This is a genomic window from Amycolatopsis sp. FBCC-B4732 (assembly GCF_023008405.1).
Classification (GTDB): domain Bacteria; phylum Actinomycetota; class Actinomycetes; order Mycobacteriales; family Pseudonocardiaceae; genus Amycolatopsis; species Amycolatopsis pretoriensis_A.
The window spans coordinates 9,680,658-9,703,900 of the sequence record NZ_CP095376.1; the positions used below are offsets into that span (position 1 = coordinate 9,680,658).

The 23,243-nt window shown below is 72.0% G+C and carries 22 protein-coding genes; 16 read left to right on the forward strand and 6 right to left on the reverse strand.

Features of this window, described 5'->3' with window-relative positions; genetic code table 11:
* Window positions 1-52: 52 nt before the first annotated feature.
* From MUY14_RS44215 to manA, 3 genes are read left to right on the forward strand one after another with little or no spacing between them, the layout of a single operon-like run.
* Window positions 53-274: a Trm112 family protein gene (locus tag MUY14_RS44215; protein ID WP_247018807.1), complete on the forward strand. Its 222-nt coding sequence runs from the start codon at window positions 53-55 to the stop codon at window positions 272-274.
* The gene (locus tag MUY14_RS44220; protein ID WP_247018809.1) at window positions 258-1,352 is read left to right on the forward strand and encodes a hypothetical protein; all 1,095 of its coding nucleotides are present in this window, start codon (window positions 258-260) and stop codon (window positions 1,350-1,352) included. The genes MUY14_RS44215 and MUY14_RS44220 overlap by 17 nt, the downstream gene beginning before the upstream one ends.
* A gap of 54 nt (window positions 1,353-1,406) precedes the next feature.
* Complete coding sequence (gene manA, locus MUY14_RS44225) at window positions 1,407-2,636, forward strand: mannose-6-phosphate isomerase, class I (protein ID WP_247025526.1); 1,230 nt, start codon at window positions 1,407-1,409, stop codon at window positions 2,634-2,636.
* Between the two features lie 809 nt (window positions 2,637-3,445).
* Here manA and MUY14_RS44230 read toward each other — a convergent pair.
* Window positions 3,446-6,376, reverse strand: coding sequence for a BTAD domain-containing putative transcriptional regulator (locus tag MUY14_RS44230; protein WP_247018811.1), 2,931 nt, complete (start codon window positions 6,374-6,376; stop codon window positions 3,446-3,448).
* 225 nt (window positions 6,377-6,601) lie between these two features.
* Here MUY14_RS44230 and MUY14_RS44235 point away from each other — a divergent pair, with 225 nt between their 5' ends.
* The 3 genes from MUY14_RS44235 (at window position 6,602) to MUY14_RS44245 (ending at window position 10,091) form a co-directional block, all read left to right on the forward strand.
* The gene (locus MUY14_RS44235) at window positions 6,602-7,519 is read left to right on the forward strand and encodes a cation diffusion facilitator family transporter (RefSeq protein WP_247018813.1); all 918 of its coding nucleotides are present in this window, start codon (window positions 6,602-6,604) and stop codon (window positions 7,517-7,519) included.
* Between the two features lie 99 nt (window positions 7,520-7,618).
* A complete protein-coding gene (locus MUY14_RS44240; RefSeq protein WP_247018815.1) occupies window positions 7,619-9,148 on the forward strand; it encodes an amino acid permease in 1,530 nt (509 codons plus the stop codon).
* A 274-nt stretch (window positions 9,149-9,422) separates the two neighbouring features.
* Window positions 9,423-10,091 (forward strand): LPXTG cell wall anchor domain-containing protein, encoded by a 669-nt coding sequence (locus MUY14_RS44245; RefSeq protein WP_247018817.1) that lies wholly within the window; start codon window positions 9,423-9,425, stop codon window positions 10,089-10,091.
* 59 nt (window positions 10,092-10,150) lie between these two features.
* Here the strand turns inward: MUY14_RS44245 and MUY14_RS44250 are convergent, their stop codons facing one another.
* Window positions 10,151-12,406, reverse strand: coding sequence for a hypothetical protein (locus tag MUY14_RS44250; protein ID WP_247025527.1), 2,256 nt, complete (start codon window positions 12,404-12,406; stop codon window positions 10,151-10,153).
* Window positions 12,407-12,498: 92 nt separating this feature from the next.
* Here MUY14_RS44250 and ahcY point away from each other — a divergent pair, with 92 nt between their 5' ends.
* The 5 genes from ahcY to MUY14_RS44275 all read left to right on the forward strand — a co-directional run bounded on the left by ahcY (window position 12,499) and on the right by MUY14_RS44275 (window position 15,542).
* Window positions 12,499-13,971 carry an adenosylhomocysteinase gene (gene ahcY, locus MUY14_RS44255; protein WP_247018819.1) on the forward strand — a complete coding sequence of 491 codons (1,473 nt, stop codon included), beginning with the start codon at window positions 12,499-12,501 and terminating at the stop codon, window positions 13,969-13,971.
* A 110-nt stretch (window positions 13,972-14,081) separates the two neighbouring features.
* On the forward strand, window positions 14,082-14,369 hold the full coding sequence (locus MUY14_RS44260) for a FitA-like ribbon-helix-helix domain-containing protein (protein ID WP_247018821.1): 288 nt from the start codon (window positions 14,082-14,084) through the stop codon (window positions 14,367-14,369).
* Window positions 14,366-14,806 carry a type II toxin-antitoxin system VapC family toxin gene (locus MUY14_RS44265; protein ID WP_247018822.1) on the forward strand — a complete coding sequence of 147 codons (441 nt, stop codon included), beginning with the start codon at window positions 14,366-14,368 and terminating at the stop codon, window positions 14,804-14,806. Before MUY14_RS44260 ends, MUY14_RS44265 begins: the two co-directional genes overlap by 4 nt.
* Window positions 14,803-15,144 (forward strand): VOC family protein, encoded by a 342-nt coding sequence (locus MUY14_RS44270; RefSeq protein ID WP_247018823.1) that lies wholly within the window; start codon window positions 14,803-14,805, stop codon window positions 15,142-15,144. The genes MUY14_RS44265 and MUY14_RS44270 overlap by 4 nt, the downstream gene beginning before the upstream one ends.
* A 59-nt stretch (window positions 15,145-15,203) precedes the next feature.
* A complete protein-coding gene (locus MUY14_RS44275) occupies window positions 15,204-15,542 on the forward strand; it encodes a DUF2992 family protein (protein ID WP_247018824.1) in 339 nt (112 codons plus the stop codon).
* Here the strand turns inward: MUY14_RS44275 and MUY14_RS44280 are convergent.
* Window positions 15,493-16,491, reverse strand: a complete 999-nt coding sequence (locus MUY14_RS44280; RefSeq protein ID WP_103341215.1) for a hypothetical protein — start codon at window positions 16,489-16,491, stop codon at window positions 15,493-15,495. The genes MUY14_RS44275 and MUY14_RS44280 overlap by 50 nt on opposite strands.
* Before the next feature lie 247 nt (window positions 16,492-16,738).
* Between MUY14_RS44280 and MUY14_RS44285 the strand changes: the two genes are divergently transcribed.
* The 3 genes from MUY14_RS44285 (at window position 16,739) to MUY14_RS44295 (ending at window position 18,782) form a co-directional block, all read left to right on the forward strand.
* Window positions 16,739-17,314, forward strand: a complete 576-nt coding sequence (locus MUY14_RS44285; RefSeq protein ID WP_247018825.1) for a papain-like cysteine protease family protein — start codon at window positions 16,739-16,741, stop codon at window positions 17,312-17,314.
* Window positions 17,311-18,066 carry a hypothetical protein gene (locus MUY14_RS44290; RefSeq protein WP_247018826.1) on the forward strand — a complete coding sequence of 252 codons (756 nt, stop codon included), beginning with the start codon at window positions 17,311-17,313 and terminating at the stop codon, window positions 18,064-18,066. Before MUY14_RS44285 ends, MUY14_RS44290 begins: the two co-directional genes overlap by 4 nt.
* 83 nt (window positions 18,067-18,149) lie before the next feature.
* A complete protein-coding gene (locus MUY14_RS44295; protein WP_247025528.1) occupies window positions 18,150-18,782 on the forward strand; it encodes a dTMP kinase in 633 nt (210 codons plus the stop codon).
* Here the strand turns inward: MUY14_RS44295 and solA are convergent.
* Together solA and MUY14_RS44305 are read right to left on the reverse strand one after the other, a co-directional pair.
* Window positions 18,771-19,901: an N-methyl-L-tryptophan oxidase gene (gene solA / locus MUY14_RS44300; protein WP_247018827.1), complete on the reverse strand. Its 1,131-nt coding sequence runs from the start codon at window positions 19,899-19,901 to the stop codon at window positions 18,771-18,773. The genes MUY14_RS44295 and solA overlap by 12 nt on opposite strands.
* A gap of 56 nt (window positions 19,902-19,957) precedes the next feature.
* Complete coding sequence (locus tag MUY14_RS44305) at window positions 19,958-20,407, reverse strand: hypothetical protein (RefSeq protein WP_247018828.1); 450 nt, start codon at window positions 20,405-20,407, stop codon at window positions 19,958-19,960.
* A 64-nt stretch (window positions 20,408-20,471) separates the two neighbouring features.
* Here MUY14_RS44305 and MUY14_RS44310 point away from each other — a divergent pair, with 64 nt between their 5' ends.
* Window positions 20,472-21,440, forward strand: coding sequence for a YafY family protein (locus MUY14_RS44310; protein WP_247018830.1), 969 nt, complete (start codon window positions 20,472-20,474; stop codon window positions 21,438-21,440).
* Here the strand turns inward: MUY14_RS44310 and MUY14_RS44315 are convergent.
* Window positions 21,437-22,222 carry an IclR family transcriptional regulator gene (locus MUY14_RS44315; RefSeq protein ID WP_247018832.1) on the reverse strand — a complete coding sequence of 262 codons (786 nt, stop codon included), beginning with the start codon at window positions 22,220-22,222 and terminating at the stop codon, window positions 21,437-21,439. The two genes, MUY14_RS44310 and MUY14_RS44315, sit on opposite strands and share 4 nt — an antisense overlap.
* A gap of 336 nt (window positions 22,223-22,558) precedes the next feature.
* Here MUY14_RS44315 and mtrA point away from each other — a divergent pair, with 336 nt between their 5' ends.
* Window positions 22,559-23,236, forward strand: a complete 678-nt coding sequence (gene mtrA / locus MUY14_RS44320; protein ID WP_005150760.1) for an MtrAB system response regulator MtrA — start codon at window positions 22,559-22,561, stop codon at window positions 23,234-23,236.
* Window positions 23,237-23,243 lie beyond the last annotated feature (7 nt).

Below are 23,243 nucleotides of genomic sequence, written 5' to 3' on the forward strand. Positions count from 1 at the left end.
CTGTGTCCTGAAGTGCTCTTCACCACAGTGCCCCGCGTGGTATGGAGGAACCATGGCCATCACGCTCGACGCCCAGCTCCTCGAGATCTTGGCGTGCCCGTCGCCGGATCACGCCCCGTTGCGCCCCGGCGCACCGGACGATCCCGAGGCCGACGCGCTGACGTGCACCGAATGCGGCCGGGTGTACCCGGTGCGTGACGGGATCCCGGTGCTGCTCCTCGACGAAGCGACGCAACCGGGCACCACGGGAAGCTCCGATGCCGACAGTGCTTGACGACTCCCTGCTCGACGACCCCGCGCGGTTGGCCGAGGCCGACAGCGCGGGGCTGCTGCGGGCCGCCGCGATGGCCGGCGCCCAGGTGCGGGCGACCGCCGAGCTCGCCGCCGAGCTGGAGCTGGCCGAGCGGCTCGACGTGGGCCGTCCGCGCGCGGTCGTGCTCCTCGACCGGCCGGGCGTGTCCCGCACGCTCACGCGGCTGCTGGCCGCGCTGCTGACGCCGTCGTGCCCGGTCCCGGTGGTCGTGGCCGAGGTCGTGCCGAGCTGGATCGGCGCGCTCGACGTCGTGTTCGCGCACACCGACGACCCCGGCGACCGCGAGCTCGCCGCGTCGCTGGAGCGCGCGGCCCGCTACGGCGCTTCGGTGGTGCTCTCCGCGCCCGCGGAGGGCCCGGTGGCGGCCGCGGTGGCGGGCAAGGGCGTGCTGCTGGCGCCGCGCGTCCCGGTGCCGCCGGAGCTGGCGTTCCCGCGCGGCCTGGCCGCCGGGCTGCTCACGGCGAACGCGCTGGGGCTGCTGATCTCCGACGTCCAGGTGCTGGCCGACCAGCTCGACCTGGAAGCCGAGAAGGACTACCTCGCCCGGGAGTCGTTCGCGAACCCGGCCAAGGCGCTCGCGCTGCGGGTCGCCGACCGGGTGCCGCTGCTGTGGGGACTGGACCCGGTCGCGGTCGCCGTCGGCGAGCACGCGGCGCACGCTTTCGCCGCGCACGCGGCCATGGTCTGCGATGTCGAGGACTATCGTCAGGCCCTGACGCGGCCCGCTTTGCGGCGAGCGGCGCAATCGGGGGGCTCGGAGCGTGACATCTTCGCCGATCCGGACGATTCCTCTGGTGACATCCCCACCCGGGTGCTGCTGCTGTCGGTGCGCACCGGTCCGGCGACGGACGCGGCGCGGTACGAGGCCGAGGACCTGCTCCCGGGTGCGGACGTCATCGCCCCGGCCGAGGAGATCGAGGCCGACGAAATCGTGCGGGCCGCGGTGCTGGCGCTGCGGTTCGAACTGGCGGCGGTCTACCTCGGGCTGGCGGCGGGCAGCATCGGCGGCGCAGGCCGCTACGCGCCCGCGACGGCGTGAGACCCGCCGAGCACCGGCTCCGGCCGGTGCCGAAGGAGTGGAGTTGAGGTGACAGTGGAGCTGCTGCGCAACGCGGTGCGGCCCTACGCCTGGGGATCGCGGACGGCGATCCCCGAGCTGCTGGGCCGTCCGGTCCCCGCGCCGCACCCCGAGGCCGAGCTGTGGATGGGTGCCCACCCGGGCGACCCGTCGCACGTGATCGGCCCGGACGGCACCGAACGGAGCCTGCTGGAGCTGGTGGACGCCGACCCGGTGACGCAGCTCGGCGAGAAGTGCGCGAAGCGGTGGGGCGGGCGGCTCCCGTTCCTGTTGAAGATCCTCGCGGCGGAGGAACCGCTGTCGATGCAGGCGCACCCGTCGGCGGCGCAGGCCGCGGAGGGGCACGCCCGCGAGGAGAAGCTGGGCATCGCTCGCGACGCCGCGAACCGCAACTACCCGGACCCGACGGCGAAGCCGGAGCTGGTCTGCGCGCTGACGGAGTTCCACGCGCTGGCGGGGTTCCGCGCCCCGGACCGCACGGTGAAGCTGCTCAAAGCGATCGAGACGCCGGGGCTGGCGAAGTACACCGGGCTGCTCGAGGCGCAGCCGGACCCGTCCGGCCTGCGGGCGCTGTTCACGACGTGGATCACCTTGCCGCAGCGGACGCTCGACTCGCTGCTGCCGGAGGTGCTGGACGCCTGCGTCCGGCACGTCCAGGAGCACGGCGAGTTCGCGGTCGAGTGCCGGACCATCCTGGAACTCGGCGAGACGCACCCGCGCGACGCCGGCGTGCTGGCGGCGTTGCTGCTCAACCGGCTGACGCTGCGCGCGGGCGAGGCGATCTACCTGCCGGCCGGCAACCTGCACCTGTACCTGCACGGAACGGCCGTGGAAATCCTGGCGAACTCGGACAACATCCTGCGGTGCGGTCTGACGCCGAAGCACGTCGACGTCCCGGAGCTGCTGCGGGTGGTCGACTTCGCGTGCGGCGAGATGCCGGTCCAGTGCGGAGACGGTGGCGGGCGTCTGTCGGTGTACCGCACGGACGCACCCGAGTTCGAGCTGTCGCGGGTGGAGTGGGCCGAGGGCCAGGACGACGAGATTTCGGTGGACAGCGTCGGTCCGCAGATCCTGTTGTGCACGGCCGGTGACCTGCTGGTGACGGCGGACGACGGCGAGAAGGTGGAGCTGCGCCGCGGCCAGTCGGTCTGGCTCCCGGCGGCGGATCCCCCGGTGCGGATCCGCCCGCTGGACGGCACGCGTGCGCAGATGTTCCGGGCTACGGCCGGGACTTGCGAGGACTGACGTTCGGGTGTTTTCGGCGGGGGCCTCTTCGGGGCCTCCGCCGTTTTTGTGTGCGTTCCGTGTGGCGGCGTCGGCCAGTATCTGACTCAACGGGGGGACCCTGGTGCGCTGGCGCGCGCTGCCGGTCCGCTGGGGGTGGCGCCGGTCGGTTCCCGCCCGGCGCCCGTGGGCTGAAGGTGGTGCCGCGAGGGGGCGGCATCACCTGCCCAGGGGTTTCGCGCAGCCGGGCCGGGGAGGACCCGGAGGCGCGATCACAAGGGGCGGGGACCACCGGTGCTGCGGTGCTGCCGGGGGCGAGCACTGGAGGGGCGGGCCGGTCGTGGGGGCGAGCAACGGCGGGCTGGCGCGGTCGGTGGGGGCCCGGTGGAGCGGGGCTGTGCGCTGGTGTGGCTGGGCGGGGGCCCGGTGGAGCGGGGCTGTGCGCTGGTGTGGCTGGGCGGGGGGCCCGGTGGAGCGGGGCTGTGCGCTGGTGTCGCTGGGCGGGGGCCAAGCAGGGCGGGACCCGTGCGCTCGCGATGGGCGAGCAGCGGCTGGTGCCAGCGGGGGCGCGGGGGCGAGCAACGGCGGGCTGGCGCGATCGGTGGGGGCCGTGGGCTGGGCGAGCACTGGCTGGTCGGGGAGCCTGGCCGGCGGCGGTGGGGTGTAGCCGCTGGCTGGCGAGCCGGCTGGGGAGGAGCCGGGCCGCGGTAGGGCAGCTGGCGTGCCGCGGCCGTTGAGGTGGGCGAGCGGCCCCCGGGTGGGGAGCCTGGCGGGCCTGCTGCGGTTCGGGGTCGGCGAAGGAGCCAGCGGCTCGCGCTAGGCCGTCCGGCTCACACCTGGTCGGTCAGGGCCAGCAGTGCTCGCCTCAGTGCTGCCGCGCTGGCGTCGCGGGGGTCGGTGTACTGCGCCACCTCCCCGGCCGCCTCCGCTGCTCCCTCCCTGTCGCCCAGCGCTTCGCACGCCCTCTCCAGCACCAGCCACGTCAGGCCCGTCGCCGATCTTCCGCCCATCTCGCGGAACTCCGTCAGGCACTGCCGCAGCACCGGGATCGCCTGCGCCGCACGGCCTTCGCCGATCCAGCCTGCCGCCAAGGCGCGGGTGCACGACAGCTCGCGGGGGCGCTCGTCCAGTTCCCGGGCCAGCTCGCGAGCCTCCCCGAACGCCGTCATCGCGCGTTCGCGGTCGCCCGTTGCCGCGGAGATCGCGCCCAGGGTGCGCAGCGACTTCGCCAGCTCCGAACGGGCCGGGGTCCGGCGGAGGTGGTCCACCGACTCCGCGATCGCCGTTGTCGCTTGGGGGTCGGCGCCGTTCAGGAGGGAGGACCACGCGAAGCCGTGCAGGGCCATGCCGATCTGGCGGGCGTCGCCCGTTTCGCGTGCTGCCGTCAGGGCGATGTGGTCGACCTCCCGCGCCTCCGCCACCCGGCCGAGGCGCAGCAGGGCCGCCGATTCCGCCGAGCGGACGCGGATCGGCTCCGGGTGACCGTCCACAGTGAACAGTTCGCGGGCCTGGGCCGCCGTCTCCAACGCCTCTTCGGCGTGGCCCAGACCGATCAGGCAGTGCGCCAGGTTCGCCGTCACCCATGCGTGGGTGCGGTGATCGCCGCGCACCTCCAGCTCCTTCGCGCACTGGCGGTACGCGGTCGCGGCCTCCTCGTACTGACCGCGTTCGTGGCGCAGCAGCGCGAGGTTCGCCTCGGCGAGCAGCGTGACCGCCGGGTCGTCCGTCGCCGCCAGGACCGTTTCGTACGCCGCGCGCATCTCCGCGTACTGGCCGTGCAGGTACAAGTACACGCTCAGCTTGTCCAGCAACCGCACCGCATCCGGGGCCGGCAGCCAGCCGATCAGCAGGACGAGGTTCGCGCGCTCGGCGGCGAACCAGTCGTCCGGGCGGGCCAGCAACCGCGCCACCAGCTCGTCGGGCAACGGCTGGGGAAGCGGCGCGGCGGCCGGCGGTGGCATCGGGACCGTGCGCGGCAAGCGGGCCGCCGCCGCGTCGGCCAGTGCGAGCGTTGCCGACAGCACCGTCCGGAGGCCGCCGGTGTCTTCGGCGAGCTCCGCCGCGTACAGCCGGACGAGGTCGTGCATCCGGTAGCGGCCCTCGCCGGCCGGGTCCGCGCCGCGTGCCTCCAGCAGGCTCGCCTCGACGAGCTCTTCGACGGCTTCGTCGGCGTCCGGGGCGCCGACCAAAGTCGTCACGGCCCAGGCCGGGAGGTCGGCGAGGCGGCAGCGGCCGAGCAAGCGGAACGCGCGTTGCGCAGGCGGCCGCAGGCCTTCGTAGCTCAGCGCGATGCTGCTGCGGACGGCCAGATCGCTCACGGTCAGCTCGTCGAGCCTGCGGACCTCGTCTTCGAGGCGCCCGGCCAGCTCGCCGAGCCGCAGGTGCGGGCGGATGGCCAGCCTGCTGCCGGCGATCCGCAGCGCCAGCGGCAGCCGCGCGCACGCCGCGATGATCCGCTCGGCATCCGCCCGTTCGCGGACGACCCTCGCCCCGGCGAGCCGGTTCAGCAGCTCGGCGGCGTCGGCGCCGGACAGCGGGCCGAGCGGCAGCCGGTGCGCCCCGGCGAGCCCGCTCAACCGGCGCCGGCTCGTCACCAGCACCGCGCAGCCCGGCGTCCCCGGCAGCAGCGCGCGGACGTCGCCGGGGTCCGCGGCGTCGTCGAGCACCACCAGCACCCGCCGGTCGGTGAGCCGGCCGCGGAACACCGCCGCGCGCGCCCGGACGTCGTCCGGTACCGCCGGGCCGGGTACGCCGAGCGCGCGCAGGAGATCGGCCAGGACCTCGCCGATGTCGCGGCCGGCGAGCGGGACGTACAGCTGCCCGTCCGGGAAGCGCGCCCGCAGCCTGTGCGCGGCCCGCACGGCCAGGGTGCTCTTGCCCGCGCCCGGCTCGCCGCTGAGCACGGCGACGGGGACGCCGCGGTCGTCGCCCAGCACCCCGGTCAGTTCGGCGAGCTCGGCTTCGCGGCCGGTGAAGTCCCCGATGTCCGGCGGCAGCTGGCACACCGGCCAGACCGGCGGCGGCAACCGCGGCACGGGGTCTTCGCCACGCAGGACGGCCGCGTGCACCCGGCGGGCCTCCGCGCCCGGTTCGACGCCGAGTTCCTCGATCAGGGTGGTCCGCAGCCGCCGGTAGACCTCGAGCGCGTCGCCCTGGCGCCCGGCCCGGTGCAGCGCGATCATCAGCTGCGCGGCGAGCCGTTCGCGCAGCGGGTGTTCGGTGATCATGGCCTGCAGCTCGCCGGTGAGCTCGCCGTGGCGCCCGGCGGTGAGCTCGGCGTCGGCGCAGTCTTCGAAGACGGCGAGCCGCTCGGACTCCAGCCGCGCGACGTCGGCGTCGAGCCGCGGCACGTGCAGCCCGGCCAGCACCGGCCCCCGCCACTGCGCGAGCGCCCGCCGGTAGTGCCCCGCCGCGGTGACGGCGTCGCCTGCCCGCTTCCCTTCCGCGACGGCGGACCGGAAGACGAGCAGGTCGAGCTCCTCCGGCTCGACGCGCAGCCGGTAGCCGAGCGGGCCGTGCTCGATCCGGAGGCCGCCGATCCGCTCGCGCAGCCGGGAGAGGTAGGTGTGCAGGTTCGAGGTGTGCGACTTCGGCGGCCCGCCCGGCCACAGCGCTTCGACCAGCACGTCGACGTGGACGTGCTGGTTGGCGTTGACGAGCAGCACGGCCAGCAGGGTGCGCTGCCGCTCGCCGCGCAGCGCGACCCAGTGCCCGGGCGCCCCTTCGACGGCGAGCGGCCCGAGCACGCCGAAGTGAGCCATGTCCACCCTCCCGGTACCGGAACGGCCACCGTAGCGAAGGGGTCCGACAGAAACGGGCGGCCGCGGGAGGGCGGTGGGTGCGGCCGGGCCGAAGTGCCGAACGACCGCTGGTCGCCACCGTCGCCCGAGCTGAACCCGCGCCCGAAGGCACGGGCGGTGGGGACCCGGCCGGACCGCGCCCATTACGCTCCACCCGGACATTCAGGACCTACCAGGGGAGCGGTCGTGTCAGCTGGAGGCGGAACCAAGGCGATCATCGCGGCCCTCGGGGCGAACGCCGGGATCGCGGTCGCGAAGTTCGCCGGCTTCCTCGTCACCGGGTCGTCGTCGATGCTGGCCGAGTCGGTGCACTCGCTGGCCGACACCACGAACCAGGGGCTGCTGCTGCTCGGGCAGAAGACGTCCAAGCGGGAAGCGGACCAGGAGCACCCGTTCGGCTACGGCCGCGACCGGTACTTCTACTCCTTCATCGTCGCCCTGATGCTCTTCACCCTGGGCTCCGCCTTCGCGATCTACGAGGGTATCCACAAGATCGGTCACCCCGAGCCGCTCGAATCGCCGATCGTCGCGGTGATCATCCTGCTCGTCGCGATCTGCCTCGAGGGCTACAGCTTCCACACCGCCATCGGCGAGTCGAAGAAGATCAAGGGCGACGCGAGCTGGTGGGGCTTCATCCGCCAGGCCAAGGAACCCGAGCTGCCGGTCGTGCTGCTGGAGGACGCCGGTGCGCTGCTCGGTCTCGTCCTCGCGCTGGCCGGCGTCGGACTGTCCGTGGTGACCGGCAACCCCGTCTGGGACGGCGTCGGCACCCTCGGCATCGGCGCGCTGCTCGGGGTCATCGCGATCATCCTGATCATCGAGATGAAGAGCCTGCTCATCGGTGAAGGCGCCACCGCGCCGGTGCTCGCGGTCATCGTCGACGAGCTCGCCGCCGGGAAGGTCGAGCGCGTCATCCACATCCGCACCCAGTACCTGGGGCCGGACGAGCTGCTCGTCGCGGCCAAGCTCGCGATGGTGCCGGGGCTCGACACCGCCGAGCTGGCGATGGCCATCGACGACGCCGAGGCCCGCGTCCGCGCCAAGGTGCCCGTCGCGAAGCTGATCTACCTCGAGCCGGACCTCGACCGCAGCCTGGCGAAGTAGTTCCAAGATCCACTCCCCGGCGCTCGGCGAGCCGTCACGGACGTGACCCGTTAGGGTGACGTACCGCGATACACGCAGTTCAGCCGCAGGAGGTCAACGGTGCCCGGAACGGGATTGTGGCGCACTAAATCGATCGAACAGTCCATTTCGGACACTGACGAGCCGGACACCAAGCTCCGGCGGAACCTCAGTGCCTGGGACCTGACGGTGTTCGGCGTCGCCGTCGTCATCGGCGCCGGCATCTTCACGCTGACCGCGCGCACCGCCGGTGACTACGCCGGCCCGTCGGTCTCACTGGCGTTCGTGTTCGCGGCGATCGCCTGCGCGCTGGCCGCGCTCTGCTACGCGGAATTCGCCTCGACCGTGCCGGTCGCGGGCAGCGCGTACACGTTCTCCTACGCCACCTTCGGCGAGTTCATGGCGTGGATCATCGGCTGGGACCTGATCCTCGAACTCGCCGTCGGCGCCGCCGCGGTCGCCAAGGGCTGGTCGGTCTACCTCGAGACGGTGCTCGGCTACCTCTTCGGCAAGGGCAGCAAGACGACGTTCGACATCGGGAGCGTGACCGTCGACTGGGGCGCGCTGCTCGTCGTCGTGGTCCTGACGACGCTGCTAGCGCTGGGCACGAAGCTGTCTTCGCGGGTGTCGATGGTGATCACCGGCATCAAGGTCGCCGTCGTGCTGTTCGTGATCATCCTCGGCATCTTCTACATCAAGGGTGCCAACTACACGCCCTACATCCCGCCGGGCGAGACCGGCGGGGCCGGCCAGACCGGTGTCGACCAGTCGCTCTTCTCGCTGATCGCGGGCGGCGCGAGCAGCTCGTTCGGCGTCTTCGGCCTGCTCGCCGGCGCCTCGCTGGTGTTCTTCGCGTTCATCGGCTTCGACATCGTCGCGACCACCGCCGAGGAGACCAAGAACCCGCAGAAGGCCGTGCCGCGCGGGATCATGGGCTCGCTGGCCATCGTCACCGTGCTGTACGTGGCCGTGTCGCTGGTGGTCGTCGGCATGACGAACTACAAGAAGCTCGCCACCGACGCCGGCGACGGCAGCCACAAGACGCTCGCCACGGCGTTCTCCGACAACGGCGTCGACTGGGCGGCCAACATCATCTCCTTCGGCGCGCTGGCCGGCCTGACCACCGTCGTCATGGTGCTCATGCTGGGCCAGGTCCGGATCATCTTCGCGATGTCGCGCGACGGCCTGATGCCGCGCCGACTGGCGAAGACCGGCGAGCACGGGACGCCGAAGGGCGCGACGCTGATCGTCGGCGGCCTGGTCGCGCTCGCGGCCGGCTTCTTCCCGGCGGACAAGCTCGAAGAGATGGTCAACGTCGGCACCCTGTTCGCCTTCGTGCTCGTCTCGGCGGGCGTGCTCATCCTGCGCCGGACGCGCCCGGACCTGCCCCGCGCGTTCAAGGTGCCGCTGGTGCCGGTCATCCCGATCCTGGCGATCCTGGCCTGCCTGTGGCTGATGCTGAACCTGACCGTGCTGACCTGGCTGCGGTTCGTCGCCTGGATGGTGCTGGGCGTGGTCATCTACTTCGCCTACAGCCGACGGCATTCGCTGCTCGGCAAGCGGCAGGCCGACGGCGGCACCGGCGACCCCGTCAAGGAACTCGACGCCTGATCCGCACGAGAAGGCCCCGTCGACCGGATTGCCCAGGTCGGCGGGGCTTTCGCGTGCGCAGGGTACGGAACAGCCGGTCACGAACGAGTTAAAAGGATCTTGCTCTGCGCGCCCAAAGGGGGACCCCGCGTAAAGGGTCGAGTGACGTGCGATACCTTTCGTTCCTCCGCGTGCCACTGACGGGTGAATTACAGCAGTGTGGTTACACGCTCAGTGGTGCCGCGACCACAGATTTCGCAAGTGCTGTCCTCCCCGCCGGTACAGGAGTTCCCCTATGCGCAGACGTACCTTCCGCGGCGCCGTTGCGGTCATGGCGCTGACCACCGCTGCCCTCATCGGCACCGCCGGCTCCGCGCTGGCCTGCCACAGCGACGACAACCGCCCGCACCCCACGCCGGGCAAGGCGACCCCGTGCGCCGAGGGCACCGACCTCAGCCAGAGCGACGTCGACTTCAAGATCGTCAAGAACCGCCTCAACATCTCGAAGGTCAACGAGGGTGTGACGGTCAAGCGCATCGTCGTCATCGGTGGCGACGACGGCTTCAACGACTACGCCCCGGGTGCCCGCGGCCTCGACAAGGCCGCGCCGTGGAACGACCTGCGCGCGCCGTTCAGCCGCAACGGCCGTCAGGCCGACATCGAGAAGTGGTACCTGTGCGGCACGAAGACCGAGAAGCCGACTGAGACCACCACGGCGCCGACGCGGCCGACCAAGCCGACCGAGACCACGAAGCCGAGCGCCCCGGCGTCCTCGGAGACGGTCGCGCCGACCAGCACCACCGCTCCGGCCGCCGTCCCGGCGGGCAACGAGTCGGGCACCGGTGGCGGCCTGGCCAACACCGGTTTCGACAACAGCTGGCTGATCTGGATCGCGGCCCTGCTGCTGGTCGCCGGTGGCGGTCTGCTCGCGCTGCTGAAGTTCCGCCGCAAGGCTTCCGAGTAAGCCTCAGCGAAGCGCCGTGAAGGCCGCTTTCGGGAACTACGAGTTCCCGAAAGCGGCCTTCACGGCTTTCCGGGGAAGTCGCCGAAGAGCAGGCCCTGTTCGCCGCCGGAAGGTTTGCCGAGGCCGGCGGCCATCGCCACGGCGTGGTCCCACTCCGCGTCCACCACGTAGTCCTGGTGCCGGAGCACCCCCGGCGCCCAGCGGTGCCGCCCGGTCGGGCCGCGCAGCGGGTCCGGCAGCCAGTGGTCGCCGCCGAGGATGAGGACGCCGTTCTCGTCGGCCTTCGCCTTCAGCGGCCCGGTGCCGCCTTCGGGCTGGTAGCCGACGCCGAAGAGTTGCCGGTCGGAGACCTCGTGCCGCCAGGTCGTCACGCCGCCGCCGAAGATGTCGGTGCCGCGGCAGAGGGCGCGCCAGCGGCCGTCCAGGTCGGCGAACAGCGTCTCGAGCGACTCCTGCGGCAGCAGCGCCGGGAACGCGCGCTGGTAGCCCCACTGCAGCGGGGACCCGGCGGTCAGCACGCCGACGCGTTCGAGGTCCGCCGCCGGCAGCTCGGCCGCGAGCCGGGCGGCCGCCATGACGGTGAGCAGGCTGCCGAGGTTGTAACCGGAGAGGACCACCCGCGTCCCCGGTTCGGCGAGGTGCTCGCGGGCCCGCGCGGCCAGTTCCGGGACGACCTTCAGCGCGTAGCACGGCGGGACCGTCGGGTGCGCCGCCCGCGGCCAGAAGCAGACGAGGTCGGCCAGCGCCCCGAGGTGCCGGCTGCGCTGCGGGGTGCGCGCGGCCGTGTAGACCACGCGCAGCAGGCCCGCGGCCAGGGCGCCGAGCGCGACCACGCCGATCGCGGACAACGGCTTGAACCAGCCGGGGACCAGCCCGAACCCGAAGCGCAGCACCAGCAGCGCCGCGCCGCCCGCGGACATCGCCGACGCCACCGCGAGGGCCAGGTGGTGCAGGTGCCGCCGTTCCCACGCCGAGCGCGCCCACGCCGCCGCGGCCTGGGCTTCCTGGCGCTCGTCGTGCTCCATCAGCTCGACGATCTCCGGGACGCCGCGCCGCAGCCGGCGCAGCGGGACGGCGACCGCGAAGCCCAGCAGGGCGAGCACCGCGGCCAGCGCCAGCCCGGCGCCCCACAGCACCGTGACCAGCAGGTACGTGTCAGGAACCTGCAGCAGTTCCGCGCCGGACAAGCGCCGGAGGGCTTCGGCGAGGCCGGCGCCGAACCCGCCGCCGAGCAACCCGGCCAGCGCGAGCACCGGCGCGGCCGCCCAGCCGCCGAGCCACGGCCGCAGCCGGCGTGGCTTGTGCCGCCAGCTCGGCCGGGCCAGCAGCGCGGCCGGCACCAGGACCAGCGCGAACAGCACCGCGACCGCGACCAGCGCCGCGCCGAGGCCTTCGACGACGCCGTTCGTGCCCGGCAGCGGGCCGGTGCCGGGGCGCAGGCGCACCGCGGCCACGACGACCAGCAGGCTCGCGAAGGCGAGCACGCCGGGCCGGGCGAACCGGCCGGTGTCGACGCCGATCGCGGCCGCGACGACGACCGCGAGCACCACGGCCAGTGTGACGATCCAGACGACCAGGCCGAAGGTGTCGCCCGGCACCCGGAACGGCCCGCCCAGCAGCAGCAACGCGACCGAGGCCAGCGCCGCGACGGTGTGCAGGCAGCGCAGCGCCGGCGTCTCCGGGTCGGCGCGCATCCGCAGCGGGCCGCCGGTGAGGTCACCGTCGGCGTGCACCGCCCACGTCGCCGACGAGATCCGGTGCAGCACGAAGATCACGGCCAGCAGCGGCACGACGCCGAGCGCGATCCGCGCGGGCACCGTGCGGACCACGTCGGGGACCACCGGCAGGCAGCCCGAGCCGGGGGCGAGGCACTGGGTGGCGAACAGGTCGAGCGCGATCGCCGCGAGCTGGCCCATCAGCAGCATGGTCAGCAGCAGGGCGCCGACGCGCAGCAGGCCGCGGCACACGGCGCCGACGACGCGCGAGAACCGGCGGTCCGGCAGCGGCGGCAGCATCCAGAAAGCGACGTTGGCCAGCGAGAACGGGAACAGCAGCGCCCAGGTGGCCTTGGCGGCGCCCCCGGACGTCATGCCGTGCCACAGGTAGCCTTCGAGGGTCCGCGGGATCGTCCGGCCGAGTGCCGGCAGCACGGGCCCGGGCGCGGGCCGCCGCAGCCGGTCGGCCGGGCGGATCACCCGGCCCAGTCCGTCGCCGGCGACGTCGACGGTCGCGACCGCGTCGAGCAGCGTTTCCCCGCTGGTGCCCACGAGGCCGGCGACGCGGATTTCGACGACACGGGTGTCCGGGCCGGGCATCGGCACGGTAAGGGTCTCCTAACCGCTCTAGGGAAGGTCGAGCGGACAACGGTAGTGTTCCGGTGTCATCGAGTCTTGGAGGAATCGCCACTATGCCCCCCGAAAGCGTTGCGAAGCGGCACGAGACCCGCAACGGCATCGAATTCGCCGTCGCCGACCTCGCCGCCGCCGAGTTCGGCCGCAAGGAGATCCGCCTCGCCGAGCACGAGATGCCCGGACTGATGGCGCTGCGCCGCGAATACGCGGAGGTCTACCCGCTGCGCGGGGCGCGCGTGTCGGGCTCGCTGCACATGACCGTGCAGACCGCGGTGCTGATCGAGACGCTGGTGGCGCTGGGCGCGGAGGTGCGCTGGGCCTCCTGCAACATCTTCTCGACGCAGGACCACGCGGCCGCCGCGATCGTCGTCGGCCCGCACGGCACGCCCGAGGAGCCCAAGGGCGTCCCGGTCTTCGCGTGGAAGGGCGAGTCGCTCGAGGAGTACTGGTGGTGCACCGAGCGCATGCTCACCTGGGACGGCGAGGGTCCCAACATGATCCTCGACGACGGCGGTGACGCCACGATGCTCGTCCACAAGGGCACCGAGTTCGAGAAGTCCGGCGTCGTCCCGACCCCGGACGAGAACACCTCGGACGAGTTCCGCGTGTTCCTCGAGCTGCTGCGCGCGTCGGTCGCGGCCGACACGGGCAAGTGGACGAAGATCGGCGAGGGCATCCGCGGCGTCACCGAGGAGACCACCACCGGCGTCCTGCGGCTCTACCAGCTCGCGGCGGCCGGTGAGCTGCTGTTCCCGGCGATCAACGTCAACGACGCCGTGACGAAGTCGAAGTTCGACAACCGCTACGGCATCCGCCACTCGCTGATCGACGGCATCAACCGCGGCACCGACGTCCTGATCGGCGGCAAGGTCGCGGTCGTGTGCGGCTACGGCGACGTCGGCAAGGGCGCGGCGGAGTCCCTCCGCGGCCAGGGCGCCCGCGTGGTCGTCACCGAGATCGACCCGATCTGCGCCCTGCAGGCGGCGATGGACGGCTACCAGGTCCGCACGCTGGAGAACGCGCTGCCCGAGGCCGACATCGTCATCACGACGACCGGCAACAAGGACGTCGTGCTGGTCGAGCACATGGCGAAGATGAAGCACCAGGCGATCCTGGGCAACATCGGCCACTTCGACAACGAGCTCGACATGGCGGGCCTGCAGCGGTACCCGGGCATCCGCCGGATCAACATCAAGCCCCAGGTCGACGAGTGGATCTTCCCGAACGGCAACACGATCATCGTGCTGTCCGAGGGCCGGCTGCTGAACCTGGGCAACGCCACCGGGCACCCGTCGTTCGTGATGTCGAACAGCTTCTCCAACCAGGTGATCGCGCAGATCGAGCTGTTCACCAAGCACGAGGAGTACGACAACGAGGTGTTCCGCCTCCCGAAGAAGCTCGACGAGAAGGTCGCGAAGATCCACCTCGACGCGCTGGGCGGTGAGCTGACGAAGCTCACGAAGGAGCAGGCCGAGTACATCGACGTGGACGTCGAGGGCCCGTTCAAGCCGGAGCACTACCGGTACTGAGGTTTCCGCGTTTTGGCTGGTGAGGGCCGCCCCGAAAGTGTTCGGGGCGGCCCTTTGTCTTGCGTTGTGAACAGTGATAGCTCGAATGGGCGACGCGCTATCATGGTGAGGTGAAGCAGTTGATCACGAGGATCGACGACGAGCTGCACACCCGGTTGAAGGCGAAAGCCGAAGCTGAGGGGCGCAGCATGAACGAACTGGTCACCGAGCTGCTGCGAGGTGCGGTCGCCAAGACCGAGACGCGCGCCGAATGGAAGCAGCGCCTGGTTGCCGAAGGCAAGCTGATCACCTTCGAACCCGAAGGTGAGCCGCCGGGCCACGACGAACTGGAGGAACTCTCGCGCGGCTGGGGTACTGCCGTCAGCGAAGCGCTCGACTGGACCAGGGGTGAACAGTGACCGTGTTCTACGCCGACACGAGCGCCGTGGTCGGGGCCTATCTCACCGACGAGCCCGATCATGCCGAGCTGCGGAAACTGCTGATCGACGGTGACCACCGCGTGCTGACCAGCGAGCTGACCCGGCTGGAGTTCGCCAGCGCGATCACCGCGGCCAAGCGGACCGGGCGAATCCCGGACGCCCGTCGCTTCCTCGACCAGTTCGACGAGGACGCCCGGACTGTGTTGGGGATCATCCCGTTGGAGCCTCCGCGCATCTTCGCCGCGGCGCGGCGACTGGTCACCGAGAACTACCCGGTGCGCACGCTCGACGCGATCCACATCGCGGTCGCGATGCACGACACCGCCGAGCTCACCGGCGGCGAGCCGGTCACCTTCGTCACCCGGGCCGAGCGTCAAGCCGACGCCGCGAAGGCCAACGGATTCGAGGTGCTGTGAGCGTCGAACTCTTCGCCGGGATCGCCGTCCGCGACTACCCCGCCGCGCTCGCCTGGTACGAGCGCCTCTTCGGCTCCCCGCCGACGTTCGTCGTGCACGAGACCGAGGCACTCTGGCAGGTCACGGACCACGGCTCGGTCTACGTCGTGCTCCGGCCCGAGCGCGCCGGTCTCGCCATGCACACCCTCTTCGTCGAGGACCTGGACGAGCGCGTCGCCGGGATTTCCGCGCGGGGCATCGAGCCCGCGGACCGCGAGACCTACGACAACGGTGTGCGCAAGATCATCTACCGCGACCCGGAGGGAAACGAGCTCGGCATCGGCGGCGGACCCGCGTAGTCCGGGCGACGCAACGGGGCTGGTGCCCGGCAAGGGAAACCGGTGGCGCCAGGCTGAGGGTGTTCACGCTGTCCCACGACGGCCCCTTCCGGGTCGGCGTCTACGAAATCCACGAAGACGGCCTGGTTCCCCTGGCGCGGCGTCCGAAGCGGACCAACGACGATGAGGGCATCGGCACCGCCGCCCAGCGGGCGCTCCAGCACGCGGTTACCGAGCGGGCGACCGAAATCGAAGCAGCCCGCAAACGCCGTGCCGCCGCCGAAGGCGCTCGCCGTCGTGTGCTCGCCAAAGCGAAGTCGCGCGCCAGGCACCGCGGCCGCTGGCGTCGCTTTCACGTGAAAGCGACGCTCAGTTCCACTCCACCGCGACGCCGGCCAGCCCCGGGCCCGCGTCGTTGAAGAACGCGCTGCTCACCCCGCCCATGTCGCACGCCAGTTCCTCCGCCACCACCGGCAGGGCGTCGTCGCGCGCCCGCACCTGGCGCGTGCACCGCGCCGGCAGCGCGTTGCGGTCGAAGCGCAGCTGCACCAGGTAACTCGCGCACCGGTCCCGCAGCATCCGGTAGTACCCCGGCGACGCCGAACCGGAATCGTCGCGGACCTCGAAGCAGAACACGTGAATGTCGCCCTCGGCGAGCTTGCGGTCGAACAGCAACTCGGTCGCCATCGTGTCCGCGTCCGGGTTGCGGCGCATGCGGCCCACCCGGCAGCCCTCGTCGGTGATCAGCTCGACGTCGTCGATGCGGCAGCCCGGGTCGCCGTTGTACACCGTCAGGTAGCGGTCCGGGCCGTGGCGGCGGGCGCGGGTCACCAGCCGCGTGCGCAGGCTTACCTGGCGGTGTTCCGCGTCGAACGTGATCGTGTCGTGGACCGACAGCAGTTCGAGGTCGGCGTTGTAGTGGTTCGACGACGGGTACGCGCCCAGCTCGGCGAGCAGGTCCTCCACGATCGAGCCCATGTCGCCGGACCGCAGGTCGTGGAACGACGCCGCCGGTTGGTGGCCGCGGCGGACCAGGCGCGGCCCGATCAGCACCACCAAGGCGTCCGCGGGCAGCTGCAGGACCGATTCGAGGGCCCGGACCGCCGGCAGCGCCTTCGGCACCTCGGGCTGGCGGAGCCCGCGTTGCCAGTAGCTCAACGTGGACTGTCCGATTTGGACCCCGCGCAGCGCGAGGTGCGCGCGCAGCCGCGCGAGCGAGAGGCCGCGGTAAGCGATCGCCAGTCTCAAGGCGTGGTGGAACTCGCCCGTGCGGAGCGCTTCGGTCAGCTCTTTGGGCAGCTCGGCTACCGATGCCCGGGTCGTGCGGGCGCCATCGATGATCAGTGGGAGGTTCCCGTCTTGTGCCACCGCTCGTCCCTTCACCCGACCAGTGTGTGCGCTGGGCGTGAACACCGCGGAACGTTCACGTTAGCAGCGTAGAGTGCCCCGGCCGACCCCCGTTCAGGGTGGTTGGCCACGTAATGGTGACTGTTCCGCGTTCCGGCTGTCCCCCGGAACGGTCCGTTCCTCCGGATGGCGTTCTTGCTCCGGGTGACCACGTTGTTCACCGTTGTGACCACCGCTGGTTCGCCCACGTTCGAGCAGGAGGCCGTCCGTGCTGGTGAAGTCGAGGCAGGTGCAAGCCGCACTGGCTCTGAGCCTGATGATGTGCCTGGTCGCCCCGGTCACCGCCGGAGCCGCGCCAGGAGTGCCTTCGACCTACCGCAACCAGATCGTGATGCAGGTGCAGCAGAAGAGCCAGTGGTGCTGGGCCGGCGCGGGCAGCACCATCGCCGCCTTCCACGGTGCCGCCGTCGGGCAGCCGGAGTTCTGCCGGCTCGCGCACGGCGAGACCGGCCGAAACTGCGCCAACCTCCCCGGCACGCTCGCCGACCCGCAGCGCGCCTTCGCCCGGCTCGGGTTCACCTCCCCGGGCCGCTACCTCGACCGGCCCATCACCTACGCGGCGATCCGGGCGCAGACCGCGGCCGACCGGCCGGTGGAGACCAGGGTCGGCTTCCGCTCGGGCGGCGGGCACTCGCACGTCGTCTACGGCTACGACACCCGCGGCGACTGGGTGTTCTGGGGCGATCCGGGCCCCGCCAAGCGCTACAACTGGTCGACCTACGGGTTCTACCGGCACAATCCGTCGTTCTCCTGGACGCACACGCTCACCGGGATCGCCCGATGAGCAGGCGAGTGGTGGTCCTCGCCGTGCTGACCGGCGCGGCGCTGCTGATGACGGCACCGGTGTCAGGCGCGGCCCAGGCCGCCGGCATCAGCAGCGCCGACGCCGTGGCCGCGCAGTCCGCGGCCGCGAACCTCCAGGACACGCTGGTCCGGTTCTTCGCACAGGCCCCGGACGCGCGGGGGCCGGTCACGGTGAAGATCGCGCCGGACGCCTACCCCGTCTACGAGCTGTCGCCGGGCTTCGTCGCGGGCGAGCCGGGCGCGGCGCCCGGTGACTTCGCCTACTTCGCCGTTCCCGCCCAGGCGTCGGACGGCCGGACCGCGACGCTCTGGTCGGTGCGCGGCGACGACGGCGCCTGGCAGGTGGGCAACATCGCTTCGGGCGACGTCGAAGGCGCGTACGCCCGGCAGTTGCCCGCGGGAGCCCAGCTCCTGCACGAGCCCCAGGTCGACGCCTGGTACGCGGTGCGGGACGGCCGCCTCACGCCCCTCGCGGGCGGGACCGCGGTCACCGTCGCCGACTACCAGCGGACCGTCGGCGCGCGCTACGCCGACAAGCTGCCCGGCTCGGCCTACGCCCGCGACGGCGAGGCCGGCGGCTACGACGCCACGTCCCAGGTGATGCCCCGCGGCGACGGCGGCCCGGCGGCGCCGAGCCACGACACCGGCTGGGTACCGCTGCTGATCCTCGTCGGCGTGCTCGCGGTGAGCGGCGCCGGTTACGTGTTCCACCTGCGGCGGCACACCGCATAGACGAACCGGCGGGCTCGGCGTCGATCCCCTTCCACCGAGCCCGCCGGTCCACCAACGCTACTGTTGCGGCCGTGGGTCGATTGGTGGTCATCGAAGGGCTCGACGGCGCGGGCAAGCGCACGTTGACCGACGGGCTGACGGCGGCGCTGGGCGCCCAGGGTGCGAGCGTCGCGTCGCTGGCGTTCCCGCGCTACGGCAAGAGCGTGCACGCCGACCTCGTCAAGGAGGCGCTGCACCGCGGGCACGGCGACCTCGCCGACTCGGTGTACGGCATGGCCGTGCTCTACGCGCTGGACCGCAGCGGCGCCGCGGACGACATCCGCGCGCTGCGGGACACCCACGACGTCGTCCTGCTCGACCGGTACGTCGCTTCGAACGCCGCGTACGCGGCCGCGCGGCTGCGCCAGGACGCGACCGGCGACGTCGTGCGGTGGGTGTGGGAGCTGGAAGTCGACCGCTTCGGCTTGCCCCGCCCGGACGCGCACCTGCTGCTGCGGGTCGCGCCCGCGGTGGCGGCCGAGCGCGCCGAACGCCGCGCCGCGGCGGAGACCGACCGCGAGCGCGACGCCTTCGAAACCGACGACGGCCTGCAGCAGCGCTGCGCCGCCGTGTACGACGAGCTGGCCGCGTCGGGCTGGCTCGCGCCTTGGCACGTCCTGGACGGCGTCGCGGGTGTCGACCACGAAACGCTCGCGACGACGGTGCTAGGTCAGTAGCCGCGCCGGGTCGAACCGCTCGATCGGGTACGGGGTGGTGCCGTCGACGACCAGGTCCGCGAGGACCTCGCCGACCACCGGCGCGAACTTGAAGCCGTGGCCGGAAAAGCCGCAGGCGAGCACGACCCGTTCCTCGGAAGGGTGCGGTGCCAGCACGAAGCTTTCGTCGGCGGTGTCGGTGTACATGCACGTCGCCGCGCGGAGGAACGCGCCGGGCAGCGTCGGCAGGTGCCGCTTCACCGCCGTCGCGATCCGGTGGACCTCGTCGCCGGTCACCGCGCGCTCGATGCCCTCCGGCGTGCACACGCTGCCCCCGCTGTGGAACGCGACCTTGACGCCGTCCGCGGGCGCGTTGTGCGCCGGGAAACCGTAGAACGTGTAGTCCTCGCCTTCCCAGATGTACACCGGGTGCCGCTGGAACGGCTCGACCCCGCCCGAAGGCGCGAACCAGTACTGCACCTGCCGCCGGACCGTGAATTCGACGCCGAAGTCACGCAGCAGTTCGCCGGCCCACGCGCCGGGGCACAGCACCAGCCGGCCCGCCGTGTAGTAGTTGTGCGACGTCCCGACGCGCACCCCGCCGGCCGGCGTGCTCCAGGTGAAGACCTTCTCCTCGTGGTGCAGTTCGGCACCGCTGCGCGCGGCGAGCTGAAGGTGCGCCGCGACGCTGCCCTCAGGCGACACGAGCCCGGCGCCCGGCTCGTACAACGCGACTTCGTCCGGCGACGGCGCCATGGTCGGGAACCGCTGCCGGACTTCTCGCGCGTCCAGGAGTTCGTGCGGGATACCGAAGGCCGCCGCCGAGGCCAGGCTGCCGGTGATCGTCCGCGAGGCCGCCGTGCCGACCATGACGCCGCCGCAGCGGGTGAACAGCCGCCGTCCGCTGTCGCGTTCGAGGCCGTCCCACAGTTCGTGCGCGCGCAGCAGAAGCGGTACGTACTCCGGCCCCTCGAGGTACGCCTGGCGCGTGATGCGCGAACCGCCGTGACTCGACCCGCGGTTGTGCACCGGCGCGAACTGGTCGATGCCGAGCACCCGCTGCCCGCGTTGCGCCAGCCGGTACGCGGCCGCGCTGCCCATGCCGCCGAGCCCGACGACGATGACGTCGTAGTGCGTCATGGCACCCTCCGAAGTTGCGCCCTCGGCAACAACGTGCGTGGTGCGCGACGCGCTTGTCAAGCGCGGGCGAACTCCATGACCCAGTTGGACTCCCAGGTCCGGCCGCCGTCGGTGGAGAACGCCTGCTCCCACCGCGGCGAGCCCGTCGTCGTGCCCGTCCACGCGTAGTGCACCTTGATCGGCGTCCCCTCGTAGGTGTCGTCGCCGTAGAAGTCGCCGCGGCCGTCCTTGAACGCGCCGGTGACCGGCGGCTGCAGCAAGCCGTCGCGGCTGCTGGCCCAGTACAGCGACCACTCTTCGCGCTCGACGTCGAAGAGCCGGAGGGTGCAGCCGTGGGAACCGAGGGTGGGGAAGGTGATCTCGTCCACGTTGCCGCGGCCTTCGAAGAGGGACCAGCAAGTCGACGTGCCGGGGAACTCGGTCCAGTCGTCGCTGCCGGCGAGGAGCGTCCCGAGCCGTCGGTTCGTGACGGTCCAGGAGCCGATGAAGAAGTCGAAGTCGTTCATGAGGACGAGCTTGGGGCCGCACCACTGACACCTTTTGTCAGTGGTCGCCGGCAAACTCCGGCGGGTGCGCGCGAGCCGGCTGGTGTCCCTGGTGTTGCTGCTGCAGAACCGCGGGCGGCTGAGCGCCGCGCGGCTGGCGGCGGAGCTCGGCGTGACCGCGCGGACGGTGTACCGCGACGTCGAAGCGCTCGCCGCCGCGGGCGTCCCGATCTACGCCGAAGGCGGTCCGAACGGCGGCTACCAGCTGGTGGACGGCTACCGGACGCGGCTGACCGGGCTGACCGAAGGGGAAGCGGGTTCGCTGTTCCTCACCGGCTTGCCGCAGCCGGCCGCCGAACTGGGCCTGGGCGCGCAGGTGGCAGCCGCCGAGCTGAAGCTGATGGCGGCGCTGCCGACGCCGTACCGGGACGCGTCGCTGCGCATCCGGGAACGCTTCCACCTCGACGCGCCGGGCTGGTACCGCGAAGCCGACCCGGTGCCGCGGCTGCTCGCCGCGGCGGAAGCGCTGTGGCAGGACCGGGTCGTCGAGGTCCGGTACCGCCGTTGGTCGCCGTCGCCCGGCGTCGTGACGCGGCGGCTGCACCCGCTCGGCCTCGTCCTGAAGGCCGGCGTCTGGTACCTCGTCGCCGGGCCGGAGCCGCGGACCTACCGCGTCTCGAACGTCGAAGACCTGCGGCCGCTCGACGAACACTTCGTGCGGCCGGCTGGTTTCGGGCTCGCGAACTTCTGGCGCGCGCACGTGGAGCGGTACGAGGAAAGCGAAATCGACGAGACCGCCGTCGTCCGGCTCACGCCGGCCGGGATCGCGGCCCTGCCGGACGTCCTCGGCCCGAAGGCCGCCCGGCTCGTCTCGCGCACGCTCGAACCCGAGGACGCCGAAGGCTGGCGCCGCGCCCGCGTACCACTGGAAAGCGTCGCGCACGCGGCCACCGGGCTGCTGCGGCTCGGCGCGGACGCGCAGGTGCTCGCGCCGCCGGAACTGGTGGCGCACATGGGAAAGACCGTCGCGGCGTTGGCCCGGCTGTACGCCTAGTCCCGGAAGTACCCGAGCTGCGCGGAAAGTTCGTCCGCCGCCTCGGTCATCGGGCGCACGACCTGCTTCACCCGCTGCTTCGAAAGCCGGTACGCCGGACCGGAAGCGCTCATCGCGGCGACGACGTCACCGCCGGGGCCGTGGATCGGCACGGCGACCGCGTGCATGCCGAGTTCCAGCTCCTCGTAGCAAGCCGCGTAGCCGTCTTCGATCACCCGCTCCAGTTCGGACAGCAGCTCGTCCGGCTCGACCGTCGTGCGCGGCGTGTACTGCTCCAGCTTCCGCTTGAGCACCCGCTTGCGCTCGGCTTCGCCCATGTACGCCAGCAGGATCTTGCCGCTGGACGTCGCGTGCAGCGGCGTGCGCTGGCCGGTCCAGTTCTGCGTGGTGATCGCGGCCGCGCCGCGGGCCTGGCTGATGTTGATGGCGACGCCGTCGTCGGCGATCGCGATGTTCACCGTCTCGCCCAGCTCCTCGGCGAGGGTCAGGCAGCTCGCGCGGCCGAGCTTCGCCAGGTCCATCCGCCCGGTCGCGGCGCCGGCCAGCCGGACGATCCCGAACCCGATCGCGTACTTCCCGCGTTCCCCGAGCTGTTCGACGAGCCCTCTGGACTCCAGGACGCTGAGCAGCCGCGACGCCGTCGACTTGTGGACGCCCAGCTCGCCCGCGATCTCGGTGATGCCGGTTTCGCCGTGGCGGGCGAGCAGCTCCAGCACGCTGATCGCACGGTCGACCGACTGCACCTGGCTCTGAGTTGCGTTGCCCGAGTCCTGGTTCCGCATAGCGCAACACTATCCGTTTCGTGCGTTTCCTATCGGCTGAGTGGGCGAATCGCTTGACGGGCCGGGAGGGGAGGCCCGATTGTTGCGCACGGGGCACGGAGTAGCGCACTGCGCAACTTTCACGCACTGCCGCAACATCCGGCCAGCCGTTTCCCAGAACTCGCCTCGCAGGTCCGCGGAGGCCGCGCCGAACACCCGCGCGGCCTCCGCGGACCGTCCAAAGCCGCCGGTACCGGCACCCGGATGGAGCAGAGGCCGGTGGCGATCTTGATCTTTCTGGTGGTCAAACACGCGGGTCGCGCGTCCGGCCGCCGGAACTAGTGCGAACATGTGGACATGAAGGCACGTGTTCTCGTGGTCGACGACGACCCCGCCCTCGCGGAGATGCTCACCATCGTGCTCCGTGGGGAGGGGTTCGACACGGCGGTGGTCGCCGACGGCTCACGCGCGCTTCCCGCGCTGCGCGAGCTGAAGCCCGACCTCGTCCTGCTCGACCTGATGCTGCCCGGCATGAACGGGATCGACGTCTGCAAGGCGATCCGCGCCGAGTCCGGCGTGCCGATCGTCATGCTCACCGCCAAGAGCGACACCGTGGACATCGTCCTCGGCCTGGAGTCCGGCGCGGACGACTACGTCGTCAAGCCGTTCAAGCCGAAGGAGCTGGTCGCGCGGGTCCGGGCGCGGATGCGCCGCACGGAGGCCGAACCCGCGGAGTCGCTGACCATCGGCGACCTGGCGATCGACGTGCCGGGGCACGAGGTCACCCGCGAGGGCAAGGCCATCCCGCTGACCCCGCTCGAGTTCGACCTGCTGGTCGCGCTGGCCCGCAAGCCGCGCCAGGTGTTCACCCGCGAGGTGCTGCTCGAACAGGTCTGGGGCTACCGGCACGCGGCCGACACCCGGCTGGTGAACGTGCACGTCCAGCGGCTGCGTTCGAAGGTGGAAAAGGACCCGGAACACCCCGAGGTGGTGTTGACCGTTCGTGGTGTCGGGTACAAGGCAGGCCCGCCGTGATGAGTCG